24 protein-coding genes are annotated in these 22,075 nt (G+C 51.8%); 7 read left to right on the top strand and 17 right to left on the bottom strand.

Features of this window, described 5'->3' with window-relative positions; all coding sequences use genetic code 11:
- Positions 1 to 181: 181 nt before the first annotated feature.
- Both ACO0LL_RS23940 and ACO0LL_RS23935 read left to right on the top strand, forming a co-directional pair.
- Positions 182 to 1,504 carry an MFS transporter gene (locus ACO0LL_RS23940; RefSeq protein WP_422953320.1) on the top strand — a complete coding sequence of 441 codons (1,323 nt, stop codon included), beginning with the start codon at positions 182 to 184 and terminating at the stop codon, positions 1,502 to 1,504.
- Positions 1,505 to 1,696: 192 nt separating this feature from the next.
- Positions 1,697 to 2,113, top strand: coding sequence for a cupin domain-containing protein (locus ACO0LL_RS23935; RefSeq protein WP_422953319.1), 417 nt, complete (start codon positions 1,697 to 1,699; stop codon positions 2,111 to 2,113).
- Between the two features lie 27 nt (positions 2,114 to 2,140).
- On the opposite strand, the gene ACO0LL_RS23930 is transcribed toward ACO0LL_RS23935, so the two are convergent.
- Positions 2,141 to 2,872 (bottom strand): substrate-binding periplasmic protein, encoded by a 732-nt coding sequence (locus tag ACO0LL_RS23930; protein ID WP_422953318.1) that lies wholly within the window; start codon positions 2,870 to 2,872, stop codon positions 2,141 to 2,143.
- A gap of 299 nt (positions 2,873 to 3,171) precedes the next feature.
- Here ACO0LL_RS23930 and ACO0LL_RS23925 point away from each other — a divergent pair, with 299 nt between their 5' ends.
- The 3 genes from ACO0LL_RS23925 to ACO0LL_RS23915 all read left to right on the top strand — a co-directional run bounded on the left by ACO0LL_RS23925 (position 3,172) and on the right by ACO0LL_RS23915 (position 5,963).
- Positions 3,172 to 4,197, top strand: coding sequence for a sensor histidine kinase (locus tag ACO0LL_RS23925; protein WP_422953317.1), 1,026 nt, complete (start codon positions 3,172 to 3,174; stop codon positions 4,195 to 4,197).
- Entirely contained in the window at positions 4,194 to 4,976 is a 783-nt protein-coding gene (locus ACO0LL_RS23920) for a LytR/AlgR family response regulator transcription factor (protein ID WP_422953316.1), read from the top strand. Before ACO0LL_RS23925 ends, ACO0LL_RS23920 begins: the two co-directional genes overlap by 4 nt.
- A 120-nt stretch (positions 4,977 to 5,096) precedes the next feature.
- Positions 5,097 to 5,963, top strand: a complete 867-nt coding sequence (locus tag ACO0LL_RS23915; protein ID WP_422953315.1) for a DUF2306 domain-containing protein — start codon at positions 5,097 to 5,099, stop codon at positions 5,961 to 5,963.
- Between the two features lie 7 nt (positions 5,964 to 5,970).
- Here ACO0LL_RS23915 and ACO0LL_RS23910 read toward each other — a convergent pair whose 3' ends face one another.
- The 3 genes from ACO0LL_RS23910 to ACO0LL_RS23900 form a co-directional block, all read right to left on the bottom strand.
- Entirely contained in the window at positions 5,971 to 6,444 is a 474-nt protein-coding gene (locus tag ACO0LL_RS23910) for a YybH family protein (RefSeq protein WP_422953314.1), read from the bottom strand.
- Positions 6,445 to 6,519: 75 nt separating this feature from the next.
- Positions 6,520 to 6,963, bottom strand: a complete 444-nt coding sequence (locus tag ACO0LL_RS23905; protein WP_422953313.1) for a GlcG/HbpS family heme-binding protein — start codon at positions 6,961 to 6,963, stop codon at positions 6,520 to 6,522.
- A gap of 33 nt (positions 6,964 to 6,996) precedes the next feature.
- The gene (locus ACO0LL_RS23900) at positions 6,997 to 8,007 is read right to left on the bottom strand and encodes a zinc-binding alcohol dehydrogenase family protein (protein WP_422953312.1); all 1,011 of its coding nucleotides are present in this window, start codon (positions 8,005 to 8,007) and stop codon (positions 6,997 to 6,999) included.
- Between the two features lie 129 nt (positions 8,008 to 8,136).
- Between ACO0LL_RS23900 and ACO0LL_RS23895 the strand changes: the two genes are divergently transcribed.
- Positions 8,137 to 9,033, top strand: coding sequence for a LysR family transcriptional regulator (locus tag ACO0LL_RS23895; protein ID WP_422953311.1), 897 nt, complete (start codon positions 8,137 to 8,139; stop codon positions 9,031 to 9,033).
- A 20-nt stretch (positions 9,034 to 9,053) separates the two neighbouring features.
- Here the strand turns inward: ACO0LL_RS23895 and ACO0LL_RS23890 are convergent, their stop codons facing one another.
- Positions 9,054 to 9,935, bottom strand: a complete 882-nt coding sequence (locus ACO0LL_RS23890; RefSeq protein ID WP_422953310.1) for a leucine-rich repeat domain-containing protein — start codon at positions 9,933 to 9,935, stop codon at positions 9,054 to 9,056.
- Positions 9,936 to 10,052: 117 nt separating this feature from the next.
- Here ACO0LL_RS23890 and ACO0LL_RS23885 point away from each other — a divergent pair, with 117 nt between their 5' ends.
- The gene (locus tag ACO0LL_RS23885; protein ID WP_422953309.1) at positions 10,053 to 10,268 is read left to right on the top strand and encodes a DUF4287 domain-containing protein; all 216 of its coding nucleotides are present in this window, start codon (positions 10,053 to 10,055) and stop codon (positions 10,266 to 10,268) included.
- Between the two features lie 80 nt (positions 10,269 to 10,348).
- On the opposite strand, the gene ACO0LL_RS23880 is transcribed toward ACO0LL_RS23885, so the two are convergent.
- The 12 genes from ACO0LL_RS23880 to ACO0LL_RS23825 all read right to left on the bottom strand — a co-directional run.
- Complete coding sequence (locus ACO0LL_RS23880) at positions 10,349 to 11,449, bottom strand: ABC transporter ATP-binding protein (RefSeq protein WP_422953308.1); 1,101 nt, start codon at positions 11,447 to 11,449, stop codon at positions 10,349 to 10,351.
- Positions 11,450 to 11,461: 12 nt separating this feature from the next.
- A complete protein-coding gene (locus ACO0LL_RS23875) occupies positions 11,462 to 13,018 on the bottom strand; it encodes a glycoside hydrolase family 3 protein (protein ID WP_422953307.1) in 1,557 nt (518 codons plus the stop codon).
- Positions 13,015 to 13,836: a carbohydrate ABC transporter permease gene (locus ACO0LL_RS23870; protein ID WP_422953306.1), complete on the bottom strand. Its 822-nt coding sequence runs from the start codon at positions 13,834 to 13,836 to the stop codon at positions 13,015 to 13,017. The genes ACO0LL_RS23875 and ACO0LL_RS23870 overlap by 4 nt, the downstream gene beginning before the upstream one ends.
- A 2-nt stretch (positions 13,837 to 13,838) precedes the next feature.
- Positions 13,839 to 14,726, bottom strand: a complete 888-nt coding sequence (locus ACO0LL_RS23865) for a carbohydrate ABC transporter permease (RefSeq protein ID WP_422953305.1) — start codon at positions 14,724 to 14,726, stop codon at positions 13,839 to 13,841.
- Positions 14,727 to 14,728: 2 nt separating this feature from the next.
- Positions 14,729 to 16,000: an ABC transporter substrate-binding protein gene (locus ACO0LL_RS23860; protein ID WP_422953304.1), complete on the bottom strand. Its 1,272-nt coding sequence runs from the start codon at positions 15,998 to 16,000 to the stop codon at positions 14,729 to 14,731.
- Between the two features lie 139 nt (positions 16,001 to 16,139).
- Positions 16,140 to 17,150: an SIS domain-containing protein gene (locus ACO0LL_RS23855; protein ID WP_422953369.1), complete on the bottom strand. Its 1,011-nt coding sequence runs from the start codon at positions 17,148 to 17,150 to the stop codon at positions 16,140 to 16,142.
- On the bottom strand, positions 17,143 to 18,273 hold the full coding sequence (gene nagA, locus ACO0LL_RS23850) for an N-acetylglucosamine-6-phosphate deacetylase (RefSeq protein WP_422953368.1): 1,131 nt from the start codon (positions 18,271 to 18,273) through the stop codon (positions 17,143 to 17,145). Before nagA ends, ACO0LL_RS23855 begins: the two co-directional genes overlap by 8 nt.
- Before the next feature lie 2 nt (positions 18,274 to 18,275).
- On the bottom strand, positions 18,276 to 19,010 hold the full coding sequence (locus ACO0LL_RS23845) for a GntR family transcriptional regulator (protein WP_422953303.1): 735 nt from the start codon (positions 19,008 to 19,010) through the stop codon (positions 18,276 to 18,278).
- Positions 19,011 to 19,057: 47 nt separating this feature from the next.
- Positions 19,058 to 19,999, bottom strand: coding sequence for a BadF/BadG/BcrA/BcrD ATPase family protein (locus tag ACO0LL_RS23840; RefSeq protein ID WP_422953302.1), 942 nt, complete (start codon positions 19,997 to 19,999; stop codon positions 19,058 to 19,060).
- Positions 20,000 to 20,308: 309 nt separating this feature from the next.
- Positions 20,309 to 20,743, bottom strand: coding sequence for an ExbD/TolR family protein (locus ACO0LL_RS23835; RefSeq protein WP_422953301.1), 435 nt, complete (start codon positions 20,741 to 20,743; stop codon positions 20,309 to 20,311).
- A 14-nt stretch (positions 20,744 to 20,757) separates the two neighbouring features.
- On the bottom strand, positions 20,758 to 21,192 hold the full coding sequence (locus ACO0LL_RS23830; RefSeq protein WP_422953300.1) for an ExbD/TolR family protein: 435 nt from the start codon (positions 21,190 to 21,192) through the stop codon (positions 20,758 to 20,760).
- 386 nt (positions 21,193 to 21,578) lie between these two features.
- Positions 21,579 to 22,075: MotA/TolQ/ExbB proton channel family protein (locus ACO0LL_RS23825; RefSeq protein ID WP_422953299.1), on the bottom strand; the 497-nt coding region annotated here is incomplete at its 5' end.

Raw genomic sequence — 22,075 nt, 5'->3', positions numbered from 1 at the left:
GGTCAATTTCATCCTTGCCACATCTTACTGGCACTTAAGTGGCATTGTAAATATAAAACCAGTTGACCAGCAATTTTGCGGCTTGTATGTTTGCATTGCTGGCAGATAAAAACAAAAATAATATAAACGCACCGGGTTTAAGAACACCCTCAACTAGAGACACGTAACCAGAGACAAGTACATGAGCATAGAAAACACCAAGATTCCTCCGCCAATGCGCTGGGTACCCAGCCTGTATCTGGCATCTGGCCTGCCGTTTTATGCTGTCGCCCTGATCGCCGGGCTGATGTATAAAAGTATGGGAGTACCGAACGATCAGATCGCCCACTGGACAGGGCTGGTCGGGCTGGCCTGGGTGTTCAAGTCTTTATGGAGTCCCTTCCTGGAAGCTGCTGGCAGCAAGAAAATGCTGGTAGTCCTGTTCCAGTTGACGGGTGGTGTGTCGCTGGGTTTGCTGGCACTGTCGCTGCAACTGCCTGCTTATTTTGCGATCAGCATTGCCCTGCTTGGCGTGGTTGCCATTGCCTCTGCCACCCATGATATTGCCGCCGACGGTTTGTACATGGCCAGCCTGAGCAACACCCAGCAAGCCAGTTATGCTGGCTGGCAAGGCGCATTTTTTAATGCGGCAAAATTCATTACCCTCGGGCCTTTGGTGTATCTGGCCGGTTATCTGGAAAAAAGCCTGCCACCGGCACAAGCGTGGACGATCATTTTTGCCATCATGGGCGTGCTCTTGTTCGGTCTGGGTTTGTATAACAGCTGGTCGCTGCCAGGCACTAAAAATACAGAAAGCAAGGAGTCTGTACATAGCATCTTCGTCACCTTGCAAGACGTGATCGTTGAATTCTTTAAAAAGCCCGGTATCTGGCTGGCGATCGTATTCATCATCCTGTTCCGCGCGGCGGAAGGTCAGATACAAACCATAGGCCCCTTGTTCTTGCGCGAAGCCAAAAACCTCGGTGGCCTGGGTCTGACCACTGACCAGGTCGGCACTGCTTATGGTATTGCTGGCACGATCGCATTCCTGGGTGGCAGCATACTGGGTGGTTACTTTGCCTCATGGCTGGGCTTGAAACGTGCCCTGCCATGGTTGATACTGGCGATGAATACCCCAAACCTGGCGTTCTTCTTCCTCAGCAGCAGCCTGCCAGAAAGCATGACCGTCATCACAGCAGCGCTGGCATTCGAAATGTTTGGCTATGGCTTTGGTTTCGTCGGCCTGATCCTGTTCATCATGCAGGTGGTTGCGCCTGGCAAATACCAGACAGCTCACTATGCGCTGGGCACGGGCGTCATGCAGCTGGGCTTTGTGTTCTTCAAGACCATCAGCGGTGATATACAGGTCGCTCTGGGTTATCAGAACTTCTTCCTATGGGTTCTGCTCAGCGCCATTCCTGTACTGGTCATGACACGCTTTGTCTCTTTTGGTGACAGTGCCGGCGGCAAAGAAGGCAGCAGCAAGGCTGCGCCTGAAGGCATGGCAAAAACTGCCGACGCCTGATCATCTTTCTCTCAATGATGCGGACAGCGGTTCGCATCATTCCGCAACACCTGCAAGCCCTCCCCTCTCTGGAAACAACACCAGCCGAAGACAAATTCATTTCCCCTTTACTATCTTATCAAAAAGGATTGTAATTATAATCATGCGCAAACATGTACAACAGCGCATGACTATCTAACCGGGAGATCTATCTTGCATTCGATCACAACCAACACATTGCGCCAATTAACTGTCGTCGGTTTATTGCTGATGAGCACTAATCTGCTGGCACAAAATTCAGGTGTTACCCGCACCCCTGTGATACAGGCCGATTCGTCGATTCCCGGAAAGGAAGATTACATCTTTCGTATTGATGTAGCTGGAGGTGGCAAGGTCGATTGGCATACCCATCCTGGTGATGAAATCAGCTATGTCATGCATGGCGAATTGGAATTACTGCTCGCCAATCAAGCACCACGTAAAATAAAACCGGGGGAAGGATTTGTCATACCTGCCGGCGTCGTCCATAGTGCAAAAAACCATGGCAAAGACCCCGTTAAACTGGTTGGCGTATATGTCGTCGAAAAAGGCCAGCCAGTGGCCTCACCAGCATCGCCACCAGCGCCTTGATTCGGTCAGTCAATCGGACCAAGCGCATCAATTTGTATAGCGTTTGAAAATGGCATCGAGCTCGCCACTCTTTTTCAGGGTGGCGATAGCGGCATTCAGGCGCGGCAGGGCATCGGCTTTGGATGGATGCAGCCTCAGCATCATCTCGCTTTCATCTATCATGCGGCCTTCATCGCAGGCATAGCGCTGCGCATCGACCTTGGTCCAGTATTGCCGTACATAGTTGCTGATGATAATCTGGTCAAAGCGCTTCGCCCTTAAGGTGAGCAAGAGATTAGGAGAATTAAAAATATCCTCCCTCTGTATCTTGCCACTGGCAAAGGCTGCATCAAATTCAGGATACGAATAACCCGAGATCACTCCCACTTTTTGCCCATAAAAATCGCTGACTGCCTGCTCTTTTGGTGTCTCACCAGGGCGGAAACATAGAACAGCCCTCGGCAAGCCAAAGGCAATGCTATACACACCAGGCACGGGCGAACTTGTGCGCCATTTTGGATTTGCCCCGACTTCCATATCAAGCTGCCCGTCTTCAAATGACTTGAGCAAGCGGCGCATAGGCAGATAGCGCTGCTCCAGTTTGTCGCCACTGAGTTTGACAATTGCTGCCATCAAATCCGGGAATATACCTCTGGGGCCACTCTTGTCCAGCATAACAAAGGGGGCATCGCCGCCCTCGTAATAAGCAATGCGAAAAGTGTCTGCCATTGCTGGCGATGCAACAAGCACCGTCGCTGCAAACATCCATTTCTTCATCATTGCATTCTCATCCCTGAATTAAATCCATGTGACCAGATCACGCTATCGCTGATACCACGCAGTTTACGTTAAAAAACGACGGATACTTTCCAGAAGTGATTCATATTTGCAAATTATGGTTAAGCCCTGGCAATGGCATACACCTGCATTGCCACCTGTACTGCCGTCATTCAAGCCCTGAAAACCGTCACTGGTCGCATATCAGGACTGGCCTGCTTGTCGAAAATATCAGTTGCAGCTATCTTAGCTTCATGAATACCGCGACTACAACGACACCAAGATGGCCAGCACTGCCGAGAATGCGACAAATTGTCGTAGTGCTTATCATCAGCCTGCTGATCGCCTGGGTGACCACACCGATCTTCCAGTCACCTTTATGGCTGGTGCTCAGGCGCACGACCTTCATCGCCATGGTCATGCTGCTGGCGTTCACAGTCTCCGGCACCTGGCGTTTGCTGTGGCTGCCACGCTGGATACCTCGCTGGCTGGTGCGGGTAGCCGCAGTCTGTCTGCTGGCACCATTTGCCAGCCTGGCTGCCTATGTAACGATTGCCGGTAGTTTCATGAACTTCATCAAGGCGAATAATCTTTTGTCCGGGTTTGCCACCAGCACGATCTTTGCGCTGTTTTTTGGTCCCCTCATTGCCGTCGCTGCCATCAAGCGCGAAGACAAGCAACGTGAACGTGCAGACCGCCTGCAACTGGAACTGGAAAAGAGCGCCCTGGAACGCGAAGTACTCGATGCCCGCCTGCGTTTATTGCAGGCACAGATAGAACCGCACTTCCTGTTCAATACCCTGGCAAATGTGCAAGCACTGGTGGAAGCTGGTTCAGAGAATGCAGCACCGGTCCTGCGCCACCTGATTGCCTACCTGCGCGCCGCAATGCCGCGCCTGAATGATGCGGAGGCAACGCTGGAAAACGAAATGCAGTTAGTCAGCGCCTATCTCGAAATCATGCACATGCGCATGCCTGACCGTTTGCAATTTGAGCTGAGTCTCACACCTGAACTCAAGGATTTACGTTTTCCGGCAATGTCCTTGCTGACCCTGGTAGAAAATGCCGTACGCCACGGCATAGACCCCAGCACAGAAGGTGGTCGTATAGAAATCGGCGGCAAGCAGGACGCAAACAACACAGTCACGCTTTGGGTAGCCGATACCGGCATAGGCATGGCAGAGACTGCCGTACCAGGCACAGGTCTGGCAAATGTGAAAGCGCGGCTGCAAGCATGCTTTGGCAAAGATGCGCGTATCGATTTGCATGAGCAAACACCGCATGGTTTACGTGTCGAATTAATTTTCCATCCGGGGGCCAAGGCATGAACACAATGAGCAAACAGGTCACTGCGCTGATCGCCGATGACGAACCTTTGTTGAGGGAACATCTGCGTAGCAACCTGGCACGCTTGTGGCCAGGACTGCATATCGTCGATGAAGCCCGCAATGGCCGTGAAGCGGTGGAGATGTTTGACATCCATCAGCCCGACATCGTCTTTCTGGATGTGCACATGCCAGGCTTAAATGGCATAGAGGCCGCAAGGTCTATCGCACGCAGAGCGCATATCGTCTTCTTTACCGCCTATGAACAATATGCTGTACAGGCGTTTGAGCAAGGTGCCCTTGATTACCTCGTCAAGCCCATCATAGAAGCGCGCCTGGCGGATACCATCACGCGCCTGCAACAGCGCCTGACACAAACAATAGATACAAGCTCCAGCTATGAGGCTCTGCTTGACCGCATGGCCAGCGACATGCGCCAGCGCAGTCAAAAACCAAACTACCTGCAATGGATAAAAGCCTCGGTAGGCAATAGCGTGCGCCTGATCCCGGTAGAACAAATCGCCTTCCTGCGCTCTGACGACAAATACACCCTGGTCGTCTGGGAAGGCGGCGAGGCTCTGATACGCAAGAGCATACGTGAACTCAGCGATGAACTTGACCCCGACCGTTTTGCACAAACCCATCGCTCTGTCATCGTCAACCTGCACTATGTCAGCGAGGTCACTCGCGGCATGAATGAAACTGCCGAACTGCATATACGCGGCCGCCCCGATGTCTTGCCAGTCAGCCGCAGCTACCTTCATCTTTTCAGGCAGATGTAGCGTCGCACTGATTTTCTGCATTAACAAACCTTAAAAGCAAACCCGCCTTTGCAGGCACGCTCACGCGTGCTCGGCAGGATCAGACACGACTAATTCACATGAGCAAAAAGGAGTTTTCAAATGACGCAAGAGACCGTTTTCGAAACGAACAATATATTTCCTACGCAGGTTGCACCACCATTGAAAAAATATGGAATAGAAAAACTTTCCCGTGCCAGCCTGAAATATGCTGCAGGACTGTGGTTCTTAGTTGCCATCATAGGCCAGCTTTTATTCGTCTACTACATTCTGGGTTTTTACGTTCTGTCAGCAATAAAAGGTAATCTTGCAGCATGGAGTGATGTACTGCCACACGGCTATATCAAGGGTGACAGTGCAGGCAATTTCGCTATCATCACCCATATCTTTCTAGCGGCCAGCATTACCCTCGCGGGCATCCTGCAAATGATCCCGCAAATCCGCGCACGGGCACCAAGATTCCATCGCTGGAACGGGCGCATTTATCTATCAAGCCTGGTCATTGCTGCCACGACCGGTTTATACATGGTGTGGTTTCGCAATGGCGTTGGTGACTTTACCCAGCATCTGGGTGTCAGCCTGAATGCAGTATTAATCCTGGTCTGCTCAGCCATGGCCTTGCGCCATGCTCTCGCCCGTCAGTTTGCCCTGCACCGTCGCTGGGCATTGCGTCTGTTCCTGCTGGCGAACGGTGTCTGGTTCTTCCGCATAGGCCTGATGTTCTGGATAGCCGTCAATCACGGCCCAGCAGGTTTCAATCCCAAGACTTTTGAGGGACCTGTCCTGAGCTTCATTTCCTTTGCCAATTCCCTGATACCGCTGCTCATCTGTGAATTATACTTGCGTGCGCAAGACAGCAAGAACAAAGCAGTTCACTTCAGCATGGCCGGGGCATTGCTGGTTTTGAGTGCCGCCAGTGGCATGGGCATCTTTGTGGCGTTTATGGGCATGTGGCTGCCGCATCTATAACCACCGATTATTTAGAGGTGATCATGGGTGACAGGTGGATATGTTTCAATAGCCAGGCATTATCCTTTTTAAACCAGACCATCGTGATCAGCGATTTACCTTCAACGACTGTCGCACCGGGCTTGGTAATCGCACCAACACGGGTGCCAGTGACTATCGCTGCATCACCTGTGGCCTTGATCTGCACATCGACAAGACGCAAATCGATTTGCGCACCGGATTTGAATAGTCCGGCAAATGCATTTGCATCGAGTTGCAAGAGCTTGTCAGATTCAGCGACGAATTCAGTAAAACCTTCAGTGTCAAGATAACTGGCAACTGCTGTTAAATTACGTTGGCTGACACTGCTGAAAAAATCGACTGATGCGGCTTTTACTGCATCTTCCCCGCTGGTATTTTCTGCCCTGGCAAGGGACATGCTCAAGGTGAATAAAACCGTAGTCAAAATGTTGACGAATGAGCGGCTAATGATAGTTGTCATGTTGTTTGATCTCTACAAAAAAGAGTGCATGACACGCATGCACTCTCAACAATTGGCTTGGGCTTGGGCTTGGGCTTATGCTTTCACTTCAAAGCCCAGCACAATCAGCGCAATTTCTGCCGCCTGCTGGTCTTGCAGTGCATTACCACCTGAGATACCTATGCCGCCTATGATTTTGCCATTTTCAATAATGGGGCAACCACCACCAACTGCCACCAGACGCGGCCTGTGGGCAAGTTGGGCCACCACGTCATTGCTAATGATTGCTGTCCAGGTATTGGTAGGCAAGCCAAACGAAGCTGCCGTCCAGGCTTTGTCGATCGCCACATCCACCGTCAAAAATGCGGCGCTGTCTGCACGTTCAAATGCTTTCAGGTGACCTGCATTGTCAGTGACAGCTATCGTGACATCGATACCTATATCACGGGCTGCAGCACTAGCTGCGGTGATCAGGGCATGCGCGGCATCGCGGGTGATGCTGGCAGCCGTAAATGATTTATTGATGTTCGTAGTTTGCATAAAAACTTTCTGGTAAATTTTGGTGAGATTAAATTAAAAGCCTTGCAGAACAACCTTGCCTTGCGCCTTGCCGCTTTCTATCAGGGCGTGCGCCTTGCGCAAGTTTGCCGCATTGATCTTGCCAAAATTCGCATTCACAGTTGTGCGCACTTTACCTGCATCCACCAGTGCGGCAACTTCTGCCAGCAACTTGCCTTGCTCATCCATATCGACGGTCTTGAACATTGAGCGGGTGAACATCATTTCCCAGTGCAGGGAGATGGATTTGCCTTTCAACTGCATCAAGTCCAGCGCTACCATGTCGTCAATCACGGCCAGCTTGCCCTGTGGCTTCAGGCTGGCGATGATTTCTGCATAGTGCTGCGCTGTCTGCGTCAGGCCAGCGACGATATCGACTTCATTGATGCCTATGGCTTTCAATTCAGCACTCAAGGGTTTCGAATGATCGATCACTGCATGCGCCCCCAGATCCAGGCACCACTGACGTGTCTCTGCACGTGAGGCAGTAGCAATCACACGCAATTGCGTCAACTGGCGTGCCAGTTGTATGAGGATGGAACCAACACCACCGGCACCACCTATCACCAGCAAGGTCTGGCCTGCGCCACCATTCTTGGCAACGCCCAGGCGTTCAAACAACAATTCATAGGCGGTAATCGTGGTCAGCGGCAGGGCGGCAGCCTGTGCATCATCCAGCGTAGTGGGTGCTTTGGCGACGATGCGCTCATCCACCGCATGCAATTCACTGTTTGCGCCGGCGCGGTCTATCGCGCCAGCATAATAAACGCGGTCGCCCGCTTTAAAATTACTGACTGCAGCACCAACTTCTTCAACGATGCCCACCGCATCCCAGCCCAGCACATTCAACTGGCCTTCAGCAGGTGCGCGACCCAGCCTGACCTTGGTATCGACAGGGTTGACGGAGATGGCATTCACGCGCACCAGCAGGTCACGCGCTTCCAGCACTGGTTTTGGCAATTCCACATCTTCCAGCGACGCTGTGTTATCGATAGGTAAAGAGTGGCGGTAAGCAATGGCTTTCATGTTGAGTCCTTGAGTATGTTGAATATGTTAAGTATCGGTATGGTGTCCAGAAACATTTCCAGATCAGTGCAGGCATTGTAGAATCTGAAGCATGAATTGATAAGACCGATAAATAACTAATACTTTCAAATGAAAATTGAAAATCTCAGCGACCTGCATGTACTCGTGCAAACCGCACGCTGCGGCTCACTCTCAGGCGCAGCCAGCGTACTGGGCATGACACCCGCAGCTGCCAGCGCGACCCTCAAACGACTGGAAACCCAGCTGGGCACCCGCCTGTTTGAACGATCGACCCGCGCCCTGCGCATCACCGCCCAGGGGCAAATCCTGCTCGACTATGCGCAAAGGGCATTTGATTTGCTCGATGAAGGCGAATCCCAGGTATCAGAAGCCCGCACTGCCCTGGTAGGCACGATACGCGTCGCCGCCCCTTCCGACCTGACCCGCACCACCCTGCTGCCCTGGCTGAATGAATTTCTGGCCCTGCATCCCGGCGTGCAACTGGCGCTGAGTGTCGGCGACAGGCCTCTGGACGTAGTGCGCGATGAAGTCGATGTAGCAATAAGATATGGCACCCTGACAGACTCACGCCTGGTCGCCAGGGTACTGGCACAAAGCCGCCCCATACTCTGCGCCGCCCCCAGCTACCTGGCACGCCACCCCGCCCCGCAAACACCGCAAGACCTGACACACCACAATTGCCTGCTGTTCGAACGCAGCAGCCGCTTGCACAAAACCTGGCGCTTTGCGCAAAACGGCAAATGGAAAGAAGTCAGAGTAAAAGGCGACCGCAGCGCCGATGACGCCTCATTGGCCCGCATGTGGGCAATAGCTGGTGCTGGCATCATTTTCAAATCACTGATTGATGTCAGACAAGAGCTGGAGGATGGCAGCCTGGTGGCGCTGCTGACGGACTGGGAGACTGAGGCTTATCCGCTGCATGCACTGCTGCCCAGTGGGCGTTTCATACCGAACCGGGTGCGGGCGCTGGTAGAGTTTTTGGCTGGGAAGTTTGCTTCACTATGAATCAACGGACTAAAGAATACTCAGTCAAATGCAGCAGCCTTAGCCGCCTCAAAACTAGCCTCATATTTTTCAACTTTTGCCTTATCACAAACGCTGCACAAAATTCTTGCTCCTTTTCCAGTCAACATTAGTTTCGAACCTAATTTACATTTTTCACATGGGCCAGTTCCTAATGCTGAAAAATTTATGTAAGGGAAGAACCATTGGCACTGCGTATTAGGTAATTTGGCAGAAAGCCAAGCATATTCCTCCATTGAAAGCCGCCCTCCAATACTAAGATTCTGCAGTCCTTTTAAATTTCCCAGAGCTTTGATCGATGAGATATGTGAAGTATCAATACAAAGTGATTTGAGCCAGGTCATCTTGGCAAAAGGCTCAATCGAACCCAAATTTTGACGTGACCACATACTTCCGGTAACCGACAAAGATTCAAGCACGGTCAAATCAAGCAGCGGAGAAAAATCTGAAATCGATTTGAAATTTTCAATCTCCAAAACCTTTAATTGACTCAGTTTTCGCAATGGATCTAAAGAGTCAATTTTCGTGGAGCTTCCTATAGTCAATCGTCGCAAATTTTGAAGCTGCTCAATACCCTGTAAAGATTTTAGATTGCTCCACTTAATTTGCAAATGCTCCAGAGCAGGCATTTTGCATGCAGCATCAAATACTGATTGAGTTACATGAGTCCAAAGGCTTAATCTGCGCACATTAGTAAGTTCGGGAAGTTTAGCGCTCCAAAGTTGTATCACTTTCTTCTTTTCATTGTCAGGAACGGCACCAAGGTCCCAGCTCAGTGCCAATGTTTCCCCTCCATCGTAAGCATCTGGATAAATAATCGACTTTGGCCAATTCACAACAGCTTGCCAGTCTTCCAAATCAGGTAAATTACTTTGTTTGTTCATGTTGCTCTTTAGATTACAATATATACAATCAGAATGCGCGCTTATGCATGAACTATACCTTACGCGGATTGTCGCTTACGTCCCCCGCCTCACTGCACAGGAGAAAGGAAATATCACATGTCTGAAGAAGAAAAAGTCAAAGGCCCTGCTTCTTATTTTCCATCTATAGAAAAGAAATATGGCAAACCCATCCAGCACTGGCTGGACCTGGTTCAGCAAAACAAAGGTTTAAAGTACATGGAAATCGTCAACAAGCTCAAGGCTGAACATGAGATGGGCCATGGTCACGCCAATGCCATCGTTGCTTATGCTTTGAGTGACGGCAAGAAATAATTTGTCGGATGTGCTGGCAGGCTTGTTGTCATTGTCCTGGAAGTTACTCTACTAGAATAACTTCCATCACCACCTTGATGTTACTGACCTAACGCGACGCCCTTGTTGTCAAACACATGGCATCTATGCCCCGGCAGTTGTATACAGAGATCAGCTCCTGCATACAAGTCTGAAGTATCTGCTGGCAGCTTGATAGCAAACAGGTTTTCTTCACCCGCCAGCGTCGCATAGACGATGGCAGCATCCCCCAGATGTTCAACAAAACTGATACAAACTTCGAGCTGGTTGCTGTGCTCTGTGGTTTGTGATGCCAGCAGGATGTGTTCTGCCCTGATGCCGAGGCTGACTTCGTCGCCTGTCTGTAAATTGCTGGCATCAAGCTGGACGTTGATATGTGTGCCAGCGGCCAATTGCAGTTCTATCTCATTACCAAGATTGCGCAATACCTTTGCCTTGACGATGTTCATCTTCGGTGAACCGAGGAAGCCTGCGACGAAGAGATTCGCGGGTTTGTCGTAGAGTTCCAGCGGCGCGCCTATTTGTTCTATCTTGCCGCCGTTAAAGACTGCTATGCGCTGGCCCAGGGTCATGGCTTCTACCTGGTCGTGCGTGACGTAGATCATGGTGGCAGCAAGCTCTCTGTGCAGCTTGCTGAGTTCTATGCGCATTTGTACGCGCAGGCTGGCGTCGAGATTGGATAGTGGTTCATCAAACAGGAACAGGCCGGGCTTGCGCACGATGGCGCGGCCTATGGCGACGCGCTGGCGCTGGCCGCCGGACAGGTCACGCGGCTTGCGTTGCAGCAGATGTGTCATTTGCAAAATGCTGGCGGCGTGTTGCACGGCTGTGTCTATCTCGGCCTTGCTCATGCTGGTGAGACTAAGGCTGAAGGCCATGTTTTCATACACAGTCATATGCGGGTACAGCGCATAAGACTGGAACACCATTGCCAGACCGCGTTTGGCGGGTGGGATGTCGTTCGCCAGTTGATTATCTATATGCAGTTCACCGGCGCTGATATCTTCCAGACCGGCAATCATGCGCAAGAGCGTGGATTTGCCGCAGCCTGAGGGCCCGACAAAGACCATGAATTCACCATTGCGCACGTGCAGGTCTATGCCTTGCAAAACCTGGTTATTGCCATAGGATTTGCTGATCTGCTGCAGTCTGACTTCGGCCATTCTTGCTATTCCCTATACGGCAGCAGTGGAAAAACCGGCAACCGGTATCTGGCCGCTGGCGACCACTTCTGCGGCAAACCAGGCGCGAGCTGCATCTATGGCTGGTGGGGCAAACCCGTAGGTGATGAGTGCGGGTGCCTGAATGTCCAGCATTTGAAACGGGTTCCATAAAACCAGGTGCAGGTCGGGTTTCCATGTGTCGCGTACCTGTTTGCTGTAGCGTATGCGCACGGTCGATGCCAGCACGACAAAGCGGCCATCATCTGGCAAGGCGCTCCATTCAAAGCTGTCGGCATTGTCAAAGGTGACGGTATCGACATCATACAAACTGGCCAGCATGGCGCTGACTTTTGCAGCGGGTATGCCTGCTTCTGAAACGCCGTCGCTGACTACGTCGGCACTGATGACCAGGCGCAGCTTGCTGCCCTTCGCAGGCGGTTGTGCATTGCCCTGGGTAGTCAGGCCGCGCTTCCAGGCGCTGGACATGAGGATGCGGTCTGCCATGTCGGTCTGGTAGGCGGTGTCTATGCAGGGATAGGTCTTGGTCAGGTCTGCCATGCGCTGCAGTTTTTGCTGTACATCTACGAGAGAAATCTGACCAGAAAAAATCACTTCGGTCAGGGCGTTCAGGGTTTCCAGTTGCGTCTCTGTGGTGCCCAGTGCCATGACCATATCGGCACCGGCCAGCAAGGCACGCACTGCGGCATTGCCTACACCATAGCGACCTGCAATCGCATGCATGTCCATGCCATCTGTAATGACTACGCCCTGGTAATTCCATTGATCGCGCAGCAGGCCAGTGAGTATGGGTTTGGACATGGTGGCCGGGTTTTCAGCGTCCAGTGCCGGGTAGACGATATGTGCCGTCATCATCGCGGGTGCATTACGGCTCACAGCAATCTGGAAAGGTGCCAGTTCCAGCGCCTGCAACTCTTCCAGGCTCTTGTTCACGGTCGGCAGGTCACGGTGGGAGTCAACATTGGTGTCACCATGACCGGGGAAATGCTTGACGCAGCATGCCACACCTTCAGCCAGGCTACCATCCATCCAGGCCAGGGCCAATTCACTGGCGCGTTTTGGGTCAGAGCCAAAGGAACGTTCAGAAATGACAGGGTTATCGACGTTATTATTCAAATCGAGCACAGGCGCAAAGTTCCAGTTAAAGCCCAGGGCCTTGACGCCGCGGGCAACAGCAGCGCCCACCTGGCGGCATAAGTCAGGATCATCGCTGGCCCCCAGCGACATTGCCGCCGGGGGCTGCGGTACCCAGGTGGAGCGCACGACTGCGCCCCCTTCCTGATCGATGCCGATCAGCGCCCCCTCCCCCAAGATAAGGCGCAGATCAGCCGTCAGTTTTTTCAGCTGGATTTCGTCAACCATGTTTTGCCTGAACAGGCAAATGCCACGGATATGATTGTCTTTTAAAAATTGTGCAGATGTCTCATCAAGGCTGGTGATGGGCATGCGTATCATCACCAGTTGCCCGGCCAGGCGGCGTGCTTCTTCGCGTGTCAGGGTATGTTGATGATTATTTTCTTGCTTATTGTTTTGTTTATTGTCTTGCGTCATTTCACTGCTCCATCCATGCCGCGCATAAAAAAGCGCTGGGTAAATAAAAAGGCGACCAATATAGGCGCAACTGTCAAAATGGTTCCTGCCGCAATCACGCGGGTGCTGCTGCCATAAGTGCCGCGCAAATACAGCACACCGGCAGACAAGGGAAAGTCTTCTGGCTTGCTGATGACGATGGATGGCCAGATGTATTCATTCCATGCCTCTACCGCAGTCAATATGCCGACTGTTGCCAGCCAGGGTGTAATCAATGGCAAGACGATACGGTAAAAAATAATCCATTCACTGGCACCATCGACACGGGCGGCATCAAGCAAGTCTTGCGGCACCTCATCAAAAGCCTGCTTCAGCAAGAGTATCGAGACTGCTGTCACAATATTTGGCAGCACTACGGCGGTATAAGTATTGACCAGAGATATTTTGGTCATGGTGATGAAGTTGACCAGGAAATTGACTTCAGACGGCAAGATCATGGTCGCCAGTATCACCCCCATGATGAGCTTGCTACCGCTGAACTGCATGCGCGACAACGGGTAAGCAGCGAGTGAGCACACAATCAGCTTGCCCAGCACTGTCGCCAAAGTGATAAGCAATGAATTTTTGTAGAAAGCGATGATGGGGATAACGCGGAAAGCCTCTATAAAATTATCCAGCGAAATACCACGCGGCCAGAAAGTGGGCGGGAATTCAAACAGATTGCCCTCGGTGGACATCGCTACCACCAGCGTCCACCAGAATGGGAAAATACAGATGATGGCAATCAGGCTCAGCAAACCATATTGTGAAGCCGTGCGCAGGATTTTATTGATGTGCATGCTCATTCTCTGTGCTCTGGTTTAAGCCAGCGCAGGCAGACGAAAGCGATCGCCATGCAGCAGAGGGATACAACAAAACTCGCAGCCAGACCACGCGGCAGTTTCAAGTGTTTCAAGCCCTGGTCATAGGCATAATACAGGGCCGTGAAGGTGGAGTTCATAGGCCCGCCCTGGGTCAGCACATCAACTTCCTGATAAGCCTTCAAAGCGGCCAATACCGACATGATGCTGCACACAAGTATCGTCGGCTTCAGCATGGGCACGGTAATGCGCCAGAAGCGTTGCCAGCGATTGGCACCGTCCAGTATGGCTGCTTCCTGCATCTCGGCGGGCAGTGACTGCAAGGCAGCCAGGTACATCACCATATACCAGCCCAGACCGCGCCAGAAAGAGACGAACATCACGGCAAACAAGGCGAGCGCATCATCCGATAACCAGCCCAGTGGCGCAGCAATCAGATGCAACTGCAACAGCACATAATTGAGTGTGCCCTGCTCATGAAACATGAAGCCCCACATGATACCAACGACAGAAACCGTCGTCACCACAGGCACATAGTAGGCAGCGCGAAACCAGCGTATGCCAGGCAATTGATTATTCACCAGCACTGCCAGCGTTATCGCCCCCAATTGCGTGAAAGGTACGACCAGCAAAAACAGCAAGGAGTTTTTTAGCCCTGTCAAAAACATGTCATTCGCCAACAGGGCGCGATAATTGGCGAAGCCTACCCAGTGCACTTCGCGTATCAGGCTGAAATCAGTAAAGCTCAGATAAGAGCCATACATGACAGGCCAAAAAGAAAACATCAGCAACAATAGCAAGGCTGGCGCCAGAAAGGCATAGGCCAGCAAATTTCGCCGCTTGTTGCTTGCTGATAAAGAGCCAGGCATACTCACGGCAGCTTCACCCCTTGCAACTTGCGGTTCCAGATAGCTACTGCCTCATCCAGCGCTTCTTGTATATCACGGCGGCCAGTGACGCCAGCTTCGACCGCCTTGACCAGGAAGCGGCGCAATTCATCATAATCATCTATGCCGCTAACATACAGGCTGCGCGCAGAATTCATGGAATTTGCCGCCACTGCCAATGCCTGCTCTGATGCGCCAGCATTGGGTAATACTTTCTTGAAGTAAGAATTTGCCAGCGCCTGTTTGGTCGTGGGCATGACACCTGCCATGCTGGCAAAAGCCAGTTGATTGGCATCGCTGGTCAGGTACCGGGCGAAGGCGGCAACTTCAGGGATATCTTTTTTCTTTACGCCTTTGGGTATGGCGAAATGGAACATCCAGCCACCGTCATTGATGCCGGTTGGGCCCGGCGGTACAGGAAAGATACCGGTCTGCGCATAAATTTCTGGTGCATCAGTCTGTATACGTTTGATGGCTGTCGGTGCACTGACCATGACGCCGAGGCGACCACCGAGATAGGCATCTACCACTGCAGGGAAATTGTCTTCTGCAAATAATTTATCTTTTAAAAAACCGCCCGCCTTGTAAGTCGCAGCCAATTTTTTGACCAGTGTCACATGGGCTGGCGAATTGAAGACTGCCTTGCCATCACGAATTAAATCCAGCCCCTGCTGCATGAAAAAACCATCGATCTTGCCGAGTGCGGGTGCGTAGCCAGGCTTGCCGGTTTTGAGGGCGATCATGACGGCCTGGGTCAGCAATTCATCCATGCTGCGTGGTGCCTGGAAGATGCCTGCCGCTGCCAGTATCTTGCGGTTGTAAGCAATTACATTGACGTTACTGTAATGCGGGAAACCATAGACCTTGCCATTAAAACGCAGGTCGGCCAGTGCGGCATCGGTGTAGTCATTGGTTGCACCTGGCGCTGCCAGCAAGGCATCAACAGGTTCGAGCAATCCATCACGTGCCATTTCTTCTGCCCATGGCACGCTCAAGTTCACCAGTGCTGGTGGTGTACCGGCAGCAATCGCTGTGATCAGTTTTAATTGCAGAATATCCCAGGGAAAATCTACCCATTCGAGCTTGATGCCGGGATGCTGGGCTTCATAATTTTTGACAAGTTCCTGGAAATAGGGAATGAATTTTGGCTTCAGGCTCATGGTCCAGAATTCGATTTTCTGGACGGCAAAGGCATTGCCGTGCAAGCCAAAACTCAATAACAGTACGCTCAAGAGCAAGCGTAATTTCGTTACCAAAATCACTCTTTTAAACATACTCCCCAATATTTTTAAGCAATCTCGCATTTTAGTCATACCAATCTTGCTATTAATAAAAATACTGGGGGCAGTATCTATTTCTTAAGTTTTTAAAAAATAGCCTGCTGCTTTAGCTATGTCAATTTGTCTTGGTGACTTTGCTCAAGTGCCTGGGTTTGTCCGGGTCCAGACCACGGGCTATCGACAGGTTGGCTGCCATCATATAGAAGGCTTGTATTGCAACCACAGGATCAAGATCAGGTGTCGCCGCAACTGGCAAAGTCAGGTTGCGTTCCTTGACATCTTCTGGCGCTGCCAGCAAGACATTCGCGCCACGGCCACGCATTTCTTCTGCCAGGGCAATCAGGCCAGCTTGTGCAGGGCCACGGGTTGCGAAAATCAATAATGGATAACCATCATGTATCAGGGCCATGGGACCATGTTTGATTTCTGCACCGCTGAAGGCTTCTGCCTGGATGACGGAAGTCTCTTTGAATTTAAGTGCAGACTCCAGAGCAACCGGGAAGCTGATACCACGACCAACCACCATGATGCGTGATGCAGGTTGCAAGACTTCTATTGCTGGTGACCAGTCGAGCTTGGTGGCAGCGTGCAGGGATTCTGGCAATTGCTCTATCGCCGCCAAAAATTCTGCATCGTTTTGCCAGTGGCCTGCCAGGCGTGCGCCTGCAACCAGCGAGGTGATAAAGCTCTTGGTCGCAGCGACACTCAGTTCCGGGCCGGCATGCAATGGCATGGTCCATTCTGCGCTTTGTGCCAGCGGCGATGCTGCGTCGTTGACGAGGGCAACAGTAGTTGCGCCACCTTCGCGGAAATAACGGATAGGCTCGACCACATCAGGGCTTTGGCCAGACTGTGAAATCGCAATCGCCAGGGCATCTTTTGCTGCCAGTGGTGCCTTGCTCAAGGTCACCAGAGACATGGGCAGCGAGGCGACGATGCGCCCTACCCTGGCCATGATCAGATAGGCCGCATAATTGGCTGCATGGTCTGAACTGCCACGGGCAACGGTGACGACGGATGTGGGTGGTTTGGCGCGCAAGTGTACGCCAAGCTCGGCATAACGCTCACCTTCATGTTTGAGTTGTTCGGCTACAAAATCAGCGGAAGAGCTGGCTTCCTTAAGCATCTGCGAGGTCAATCTTTTCTCCTTCTACATAAACAGCGATGAGGTTGAGCTGGCGGTCCAGCACAACCAGGTCTGCGTAACTGCCAGCCTGCAGGCGGCCACGCTCATTCAGTCCCAGATAATCGGCTGCGTAGGTAGAAACACGCTTCGATGCATCTTCCAGATCCAAGCCTATGCTGACCAGATTGCGCAAGGCCTGATCCATGGTCAGTGTGCTGCCTGCCAGCGTGCCGTCTTCAAGACGCACACCACCCAGACATTTATGCACGACCTGGCGGCCCAGCATATATTGGCCATCCGGCATGCCGGAAGCGGCAGTGGAATCAGTAACACAATACAGATGCGGAATCGCACGCATGGCGGCTTTGATCGCGCCAGGGTGGACGTGCAACAAGTCGGGAATAATTTCAGAAAACTGCGCATGCGCCAAAGCTGCACCAACCATGCCAGGTGCGCGGTGATCAAGGCGTGACATGGCGTTGTACAAGTGGGTAAAACCGGTAGCACCGTTTTCCAGTGCTGCCTTACCTTCTTCATAAGTACCGAGGGTATGGCCTATCTGTACCTGCATGCCTATGGCTGTCAGCTCGCGCACCAGCTGCAAATGTCCATCCATTTCTGGTGCCACGGTGATCAGGCGTATCGGTGCTATCGCATCGAGGTGACGTACCTGTTCCAGAGAACCTGTATGGGCAAAATCTGGCTGCGCACCGAGCTTGCCGGGATTGATATACGGCCCTTCAAGATGCACGCCCAGTATGCGGGCAGAACCGCTGCTGCGTTTATCGACCAGCGGCCTGATCGCCTTCAAAGCCAGTTCCAGATCAGACAGCGGTGCTGTCATGGTGGTGGCCAGCATGCTGGTGGTGCCATGTTTGGCATGTTTGCGGGCGATGATTTCGACGGCATCGCCAGCCTCCATGGTGTCCTTGCCACCGGCACCATGTACATGCAAATCGACAAAGCCAGGCAAGATGTAATGCAGGGATTCCGCGTTAGCAGCGCTCTCTACATCAGCATCGGCAGCATCGGCAGTAATGGTCTGCACTCTTTCATCGAACACCAGAGAGCCGCGCACCCAGCCTTGGGGCGTCAGTATTTGTCCCTGCACTTGTTGTTGCAAGCTCATCTGAACAACTCCGCCACAAAGTCATAGTAATCGCTACGGCAATAAGAATGCGACAGTTCTATCGCTGCACCGTTAGGGAGATAGGCAACACGGGTGATGAACAACATCGCAGCGCCCTGCTTGATATCTGCCAGGCGCGCCTGTTCTGCAGTTGCATTCACGGCACGTATATGCTGCAAGGCGCGTGTTGGTGACAGGTTATGTGATTCGAGATAACCGTACAGGCTGTCACTGACCAGTTTTGGATTTGGCATGTAGATTGCCGGAATGGTCGAGCTTTCTATCGCCATCACGACATTGTCGGCGGTACGCAGACGCTTCAAACGCGATACCACGGTATTTGGTGACAAACCCAGTGACAAAATCTCTTCTGGTGAAGCGATACCAGTTTCACGTGACAACCAGCGTGACCCTGGAACAAAACCACGGTTGCGCAATTCTTCACTGAAATTGGTCAGGCGCGACAGCGGCTGTTCTATCTTGGGCGTGATGTAAGTACCAGAGCCATGTTTGCGGGTCAGCATGCCACGCTCGCACAACATGTCTATGGCCTTGCGTGCGGTGACGCGTGAGATTTCCAGAGTGTCAGACAACATGCGCTCTGAAGGCAAGGCTTCGTCCGGCTGCCACAATCCGCTATGTATGCCGTTCGCAAGCTTGTTCGCCAGTTGCAGATACAAGGGGGTAGAACTTTCTGCATCAGGTTTAAAGTCTATCAATTGTGCCAGCATGTCTTTCTCTCTTTTTTATGTATTTTTATGTATTTTTTATGTATTTATCAGGCTTGCAAATGCTGTTGTATCAGGATGAGAGCCCCAACTGCTGAATCAGCCTTGGGCATTTGTATTCTCTCTTTTAAATCTGTTGGCAAATAGCTGGCTACCGGCGCTGCCAGACCGCCACACAGGGCAATCGGCAATGCAGATTCCGGGTCCAGGGCCTGTGCCATGATGGCGACTTCTTTACCTGCTTCGAGCATGATCGCGCGGGCGACCTCTACCTCTGGCGCAAAGCGTATCACCAGGGGTGCCAGTTCGGCATAACGGGTTTGATTGGCTTGTGCGAGCCAGGCGAAGACGGCATCTTTGTCGCCGCCGCAGTGTGTCAGCACAGCGCTGGCAAATGGATTGCTGGCAGCACGGCCATCAAGCACGCGCTGCAAATGATTGACGGCGCGCATGCCTAGCCAGGCACCACTGGCCTCATCACTGACCGGAAAACCCCAGCCACCGACTTCTCGACGCTGACCATCAGGTAACAAAACTTCACCAACGCTGCCAGTTCCCAGGGCAATGATGGAGCCGGGCTTGCCCTCAAGGGCGCCCAGCAAAGTGGTATAGGCATCGGTTTCTGCACAGACTGCGCCAAAGCCAGGATTGAGCGCAACAAACTCTCTGGCCCAATGAATATTATGGACACCAGCCAGGCCGCAGCCGACTGCGATGTCGGCCAGTGCTGGCACATCCAGATTCGCTGCTGCAAACGCTTGCTGGGTCGCCAGCAGGATGGATTGCCAGGCTTTATCCCGGCCATGTGCGAGGCCTGAAGGACCCGCACTACCACGGCCAAGTTCTTTGCCACTGGCATCGGCCAACACCACTCGCGTGCCTGTACCACCACCATCAGCACCAATAAAATAAGAACAAGCAGGTTTTGCTGAGGACTGCTCCGCAGTGCCTGATGAATCAGCTGTAGAAAGATGTTCTGCCTGTTTGTTCATTGATAATTAAATGGTGATAAGAATGGTGATAAAAACGATGACAAGAACGACAATAAAAACGGTGCAATAAGTTATCCGGCCAAATCAGAATCTGTACTTCTGCTACTATTTTAAGCCTCACTGTAAGTTTTTTTACTAGTGGATGTCAATAGGTATTTAAGTGGTATCGTTAAATTTAATTTCGCCTACTTTATTCCCGCAACACTATTGCTATCCAGCACAATGAAACAGGCCTGTTAATGACCACTTTCAACGCAAGCGCCATAACAACTTGTATTAGCGCTTGCGGTGACTATTCAATGAACATTCTTACTTCAGGTACTGCTCATTCCCAACCATACCGATCTTGGTCACACCAAGACGCTGTGCCGCCGCCATGACCGCAGCCACAGACTTGTAAGGCACAACCGCAACCGGACGTAGATGGATTTCTGGTTGGTCAACTGCTGGCATCGCTGCCGACTCAGCCAGTTTCGCTTCCAGTTGTGTATGATCAACTACCGTACCATTCCAGGACACCGTACCATCAAAATCGACATCAATACTCACTATCACAGGTGGTGTGTGTGGCGGCGGTGGGTTACCTGTCGGCAAATTCAGATTCACTGCGTGATTCTGAATAGGAATAGTAATAATCAACATGATGATCAATACCAGCATGACGTCAATCAGCGGCGTCATGTTCATTTCTATCATTACTTCCGGATCGGCTGAGCCACCGCCGGAACCCATTTGCATACCCATAATGCTTCCTTTACTTAGTTCCGTGGTGGCGGTTCAATCACGAAGCCGACCTTGGCGATACCGGCACGTTGTGCCGTCAGGATACTTTTGCCAATAAACTCATAGCGGGTATTCTGATCTCCACGGATATGCAACTCCGGTTGCGGGATCTTGACTGCTTCTACCTTGAGCTTTTCAAACAGGGCATCCGTACCAGCCAGCGGCCTCATGCTGCCGTTCCAGTACAGATCACCATCCTTGTTCACCGACAGGGTGATGTTTTCCGGTTTGGTTTTGTAAATCACGTTGGTTTCTGCCGGCAGCTTGAGCTTGACCGTATCTGTAATCACCGGGGTGGTGATCAGGAAGATGATCAGCAAAACCAGCATGACGTCGACCAGCGGGGTGGTGTTGATGGTGCTGTTGACTTCGTCTTCACCATCTCCATCATTGCCAATTGCCATTGCCATAATGTGTTCTCTTTCGATGTTACGCTTTAAGCCTTAAGACCTCTCAACACAGAAGGCAGGTTCACAGAAGTTAGGTAGGGTGCGCTATGCGCACCATCAGACAACAAACGGTGCGCACGGCGCACCCTACAGCAATCTCTACACGACAAATACAAGTGACAAATTTCTTTTATCCACTTGCATTCATTCTGATTTTCTGTGCTCCTCTGCCTCTGCATCTATCCGATTAAGTGTCTTCAGTTTTTTTAAACCATAAAAAGTAGCCGTGTGAAATGCTGAGGAAGCGTAGCGAGCGGCGCTAGTTTGGACTAAGAAGCGCAACCGTACTTTAGTACGGTGAGCATCGCAGGTTCAAAATCGCATCGCGCAGTAGCTTCATCAGTATTTCACTTCTTGCCCATGGTGCCAGACAGAACAACGGAGTGCAGGTCAGCGGAGAACGCACGGACTTCTTCCATGGCGCTCTTGTTGCGGCGAACCAGGAAGTTGTAACCGAGAACTGCAGGAACAGCGACCGCCAGACCAATCGCGGTCATGATCAGCGCTTCACCAACAGGGCCGGCTACTTTGTCGATCGATGCCTGACCGGACATACCAATCGCTGTCAGCGCATGGTAAATACCCCATACGGTACCGAACAGACCAACGAACGGCGCTGTGGAACCAACTGTGGCCAGGAAGGCCAGACCGTCTTGCAAACGGCTTTGAACTTTGTCGACAGCGCGCTGGATGGACATGGAAACCCAGGTGTTCAAGTCGATTTGTTCGAGCAGCGCGCCTTCATGGTGTTCTGTGGCTTTGATGCCAGAGTCAGCGATGAAGCGGAATGGGCTGCCTTCTTTCAAAGAAGCGGCACCGGCTTGAACAGAGGCTGCTTTCCAGA

This window comes from Undibacterium sp. TC4M20W, assembly GCF_049340245.1.
Lineage (GTDB): Bacteria > Pseudomonadota > Gammaproteobacteria > Burkholderiales > Burkholderiaceae_D > Undibacterium.
Note: the sequence above shows the minus strand (reverse complement) of the source record. Positions and strands in the feature narration are given on the sequence as shown.

Bases quoted from the DNA above. Each gene is read 5' to 3' on its own strand.
- ACO0LL_RS23840 (WP_422953302.1), bottom strand. From the start codon at position 19,999: ATGAACAAACAGGCAGAACATCTTTCTACAGCTGATTCATCAGGCACT.
- ACO0LL_RS23905 (WP_422953313.1), bottom strand. From the start codon at position 6,963: ATGCAAACTACGAACATCAATAAATCATTTACGGCTGCCAGCATCACC.
- ACO0LL_RS23855 (WP_422953369.1), bottom strand. From the start codon at position 17,150: ATGCTTAAGGAAGCCAGCTCTTCCGCTGATTTTGTAGCCGAACAACTC.
- ACO0LL_RS23920 (WP_422953316.1), top strand. From the start codon at position 4,194: ATGAACACAATGAGCAAACAGGTCACTGCGCTGATCGCCGATGACGAA.
- ACO0LL_RS23940 (WP_422953320.1), top strand. From the start codon at position 182: ATGAGCATAGAAAACACCAAGATTCCTCCGCCAATGCGCTGGGTACCC.
- ACO0LL_RS23845 (WP_422953303.1), bottom strand. From the start codon at position 19,010: ATGCTGGCACAATTGATAGACTTTAAACCTGATGCAGAAAGTTCTACC.
- ACO0LL_RS23880 (WP_422953308.1), bottom strand. From the start codon at position 11,449: ATGGCCGAAGTCAGACTGCAGCAGATCAGCAAATCCTATGGCAATAAC.
- ACO0LL_RS23930 (WP_422953318.1), bottom strand. From the start codon at position 2,872: ATGATGAAGAAATGGATGTTTGCAGCGACGGTGCTTGTTGCATCGCCA.
- ACO0LL_RS23830 (WP_422953300.1), bottom strand. From the start codon at position 21,192: ATGGCAATGGCAATTGGCAATGATGGAGATGGTGAAGACGAAGTCAAC.
- ACO0LL_RS23890 (WP_422953310.1), bottom strand. From the start codon at position 9,935: ATGAACAAACAAAGTAATTTACCTGATTTGGAAGACTGGCAAGCTGTT.
- ACO0LL_RS23885 (WP_422953309.1), top strand. From the start codon at position 10,053: ATGTCTGAAGAAGAAAAAGTCAAAGGCCCTGCTTCTTATTTTCCATCT.
- ACO0LL_RS23900 (WP_422953312.1), bottom strand. From the start codon at position 8,007: ATGAAAGCCATTGCTTACCGCCACTCTTTACCTATCGATAACACAGCG.
- ACO0LL_RS23910 (WP_422953314.1), bottom strand. From the start codon at position 6,444: ATGACAACTATCATTAGCCGCTCATTCGTCAACATTTTGACTACGGTT.
- ACO0LL_RS23870 (WP_422953306.1), bottom strand. From the start codon at position 13,836: ATGCACATCAATAAAATCCTGCGCACGGCTTCACAATATGGTTTGCTG.
- ACO0LL_RS23865 (WP_422953305.1), bottom strand. From the start codon at position 14,726: ATGCCTGGCTCTTTATCAGCAAGCAACAAGCGGCGAAATTTGCTGGCC.
- ACO0LL_RS23925 (WP_422953317.1), top strand. From the start codon at position 3,172: ATGCGACAAATTGTCGTAGTGCTTATCATCAGCCTGCTGATCGCCTGG.
- ACO0LL_RS23835 (WP_422953301.1), bottom strand. From the start codon at position 20,743: ATGGGTATGCAAATGGGTTCCGGCGGTGGCTCAGCCGATCCGGAAGTA.
- ACO0LL_RS23875 (WP_422953307.1), bottom strand. From the start codon at position 13,018: ATGACGCAAGACAATAAACAAAACAATAAGCAAGAAAATAATCATCAA.
- ACO0LL_RS23915 (WP_422953315.1), top strand. From the start codon at position 5,097: ATGACGCAAGAGACCGTTTTCGAAACGAACAATATATTTCCTACGCAG.
- ACO0LL_RS23895 (WP_422953311.1), top strand. From the start codon at position 8,137: ATGAAAATTGAAAATCTCAGCGACCTGCATGTACTCGTGCAAACCGCA.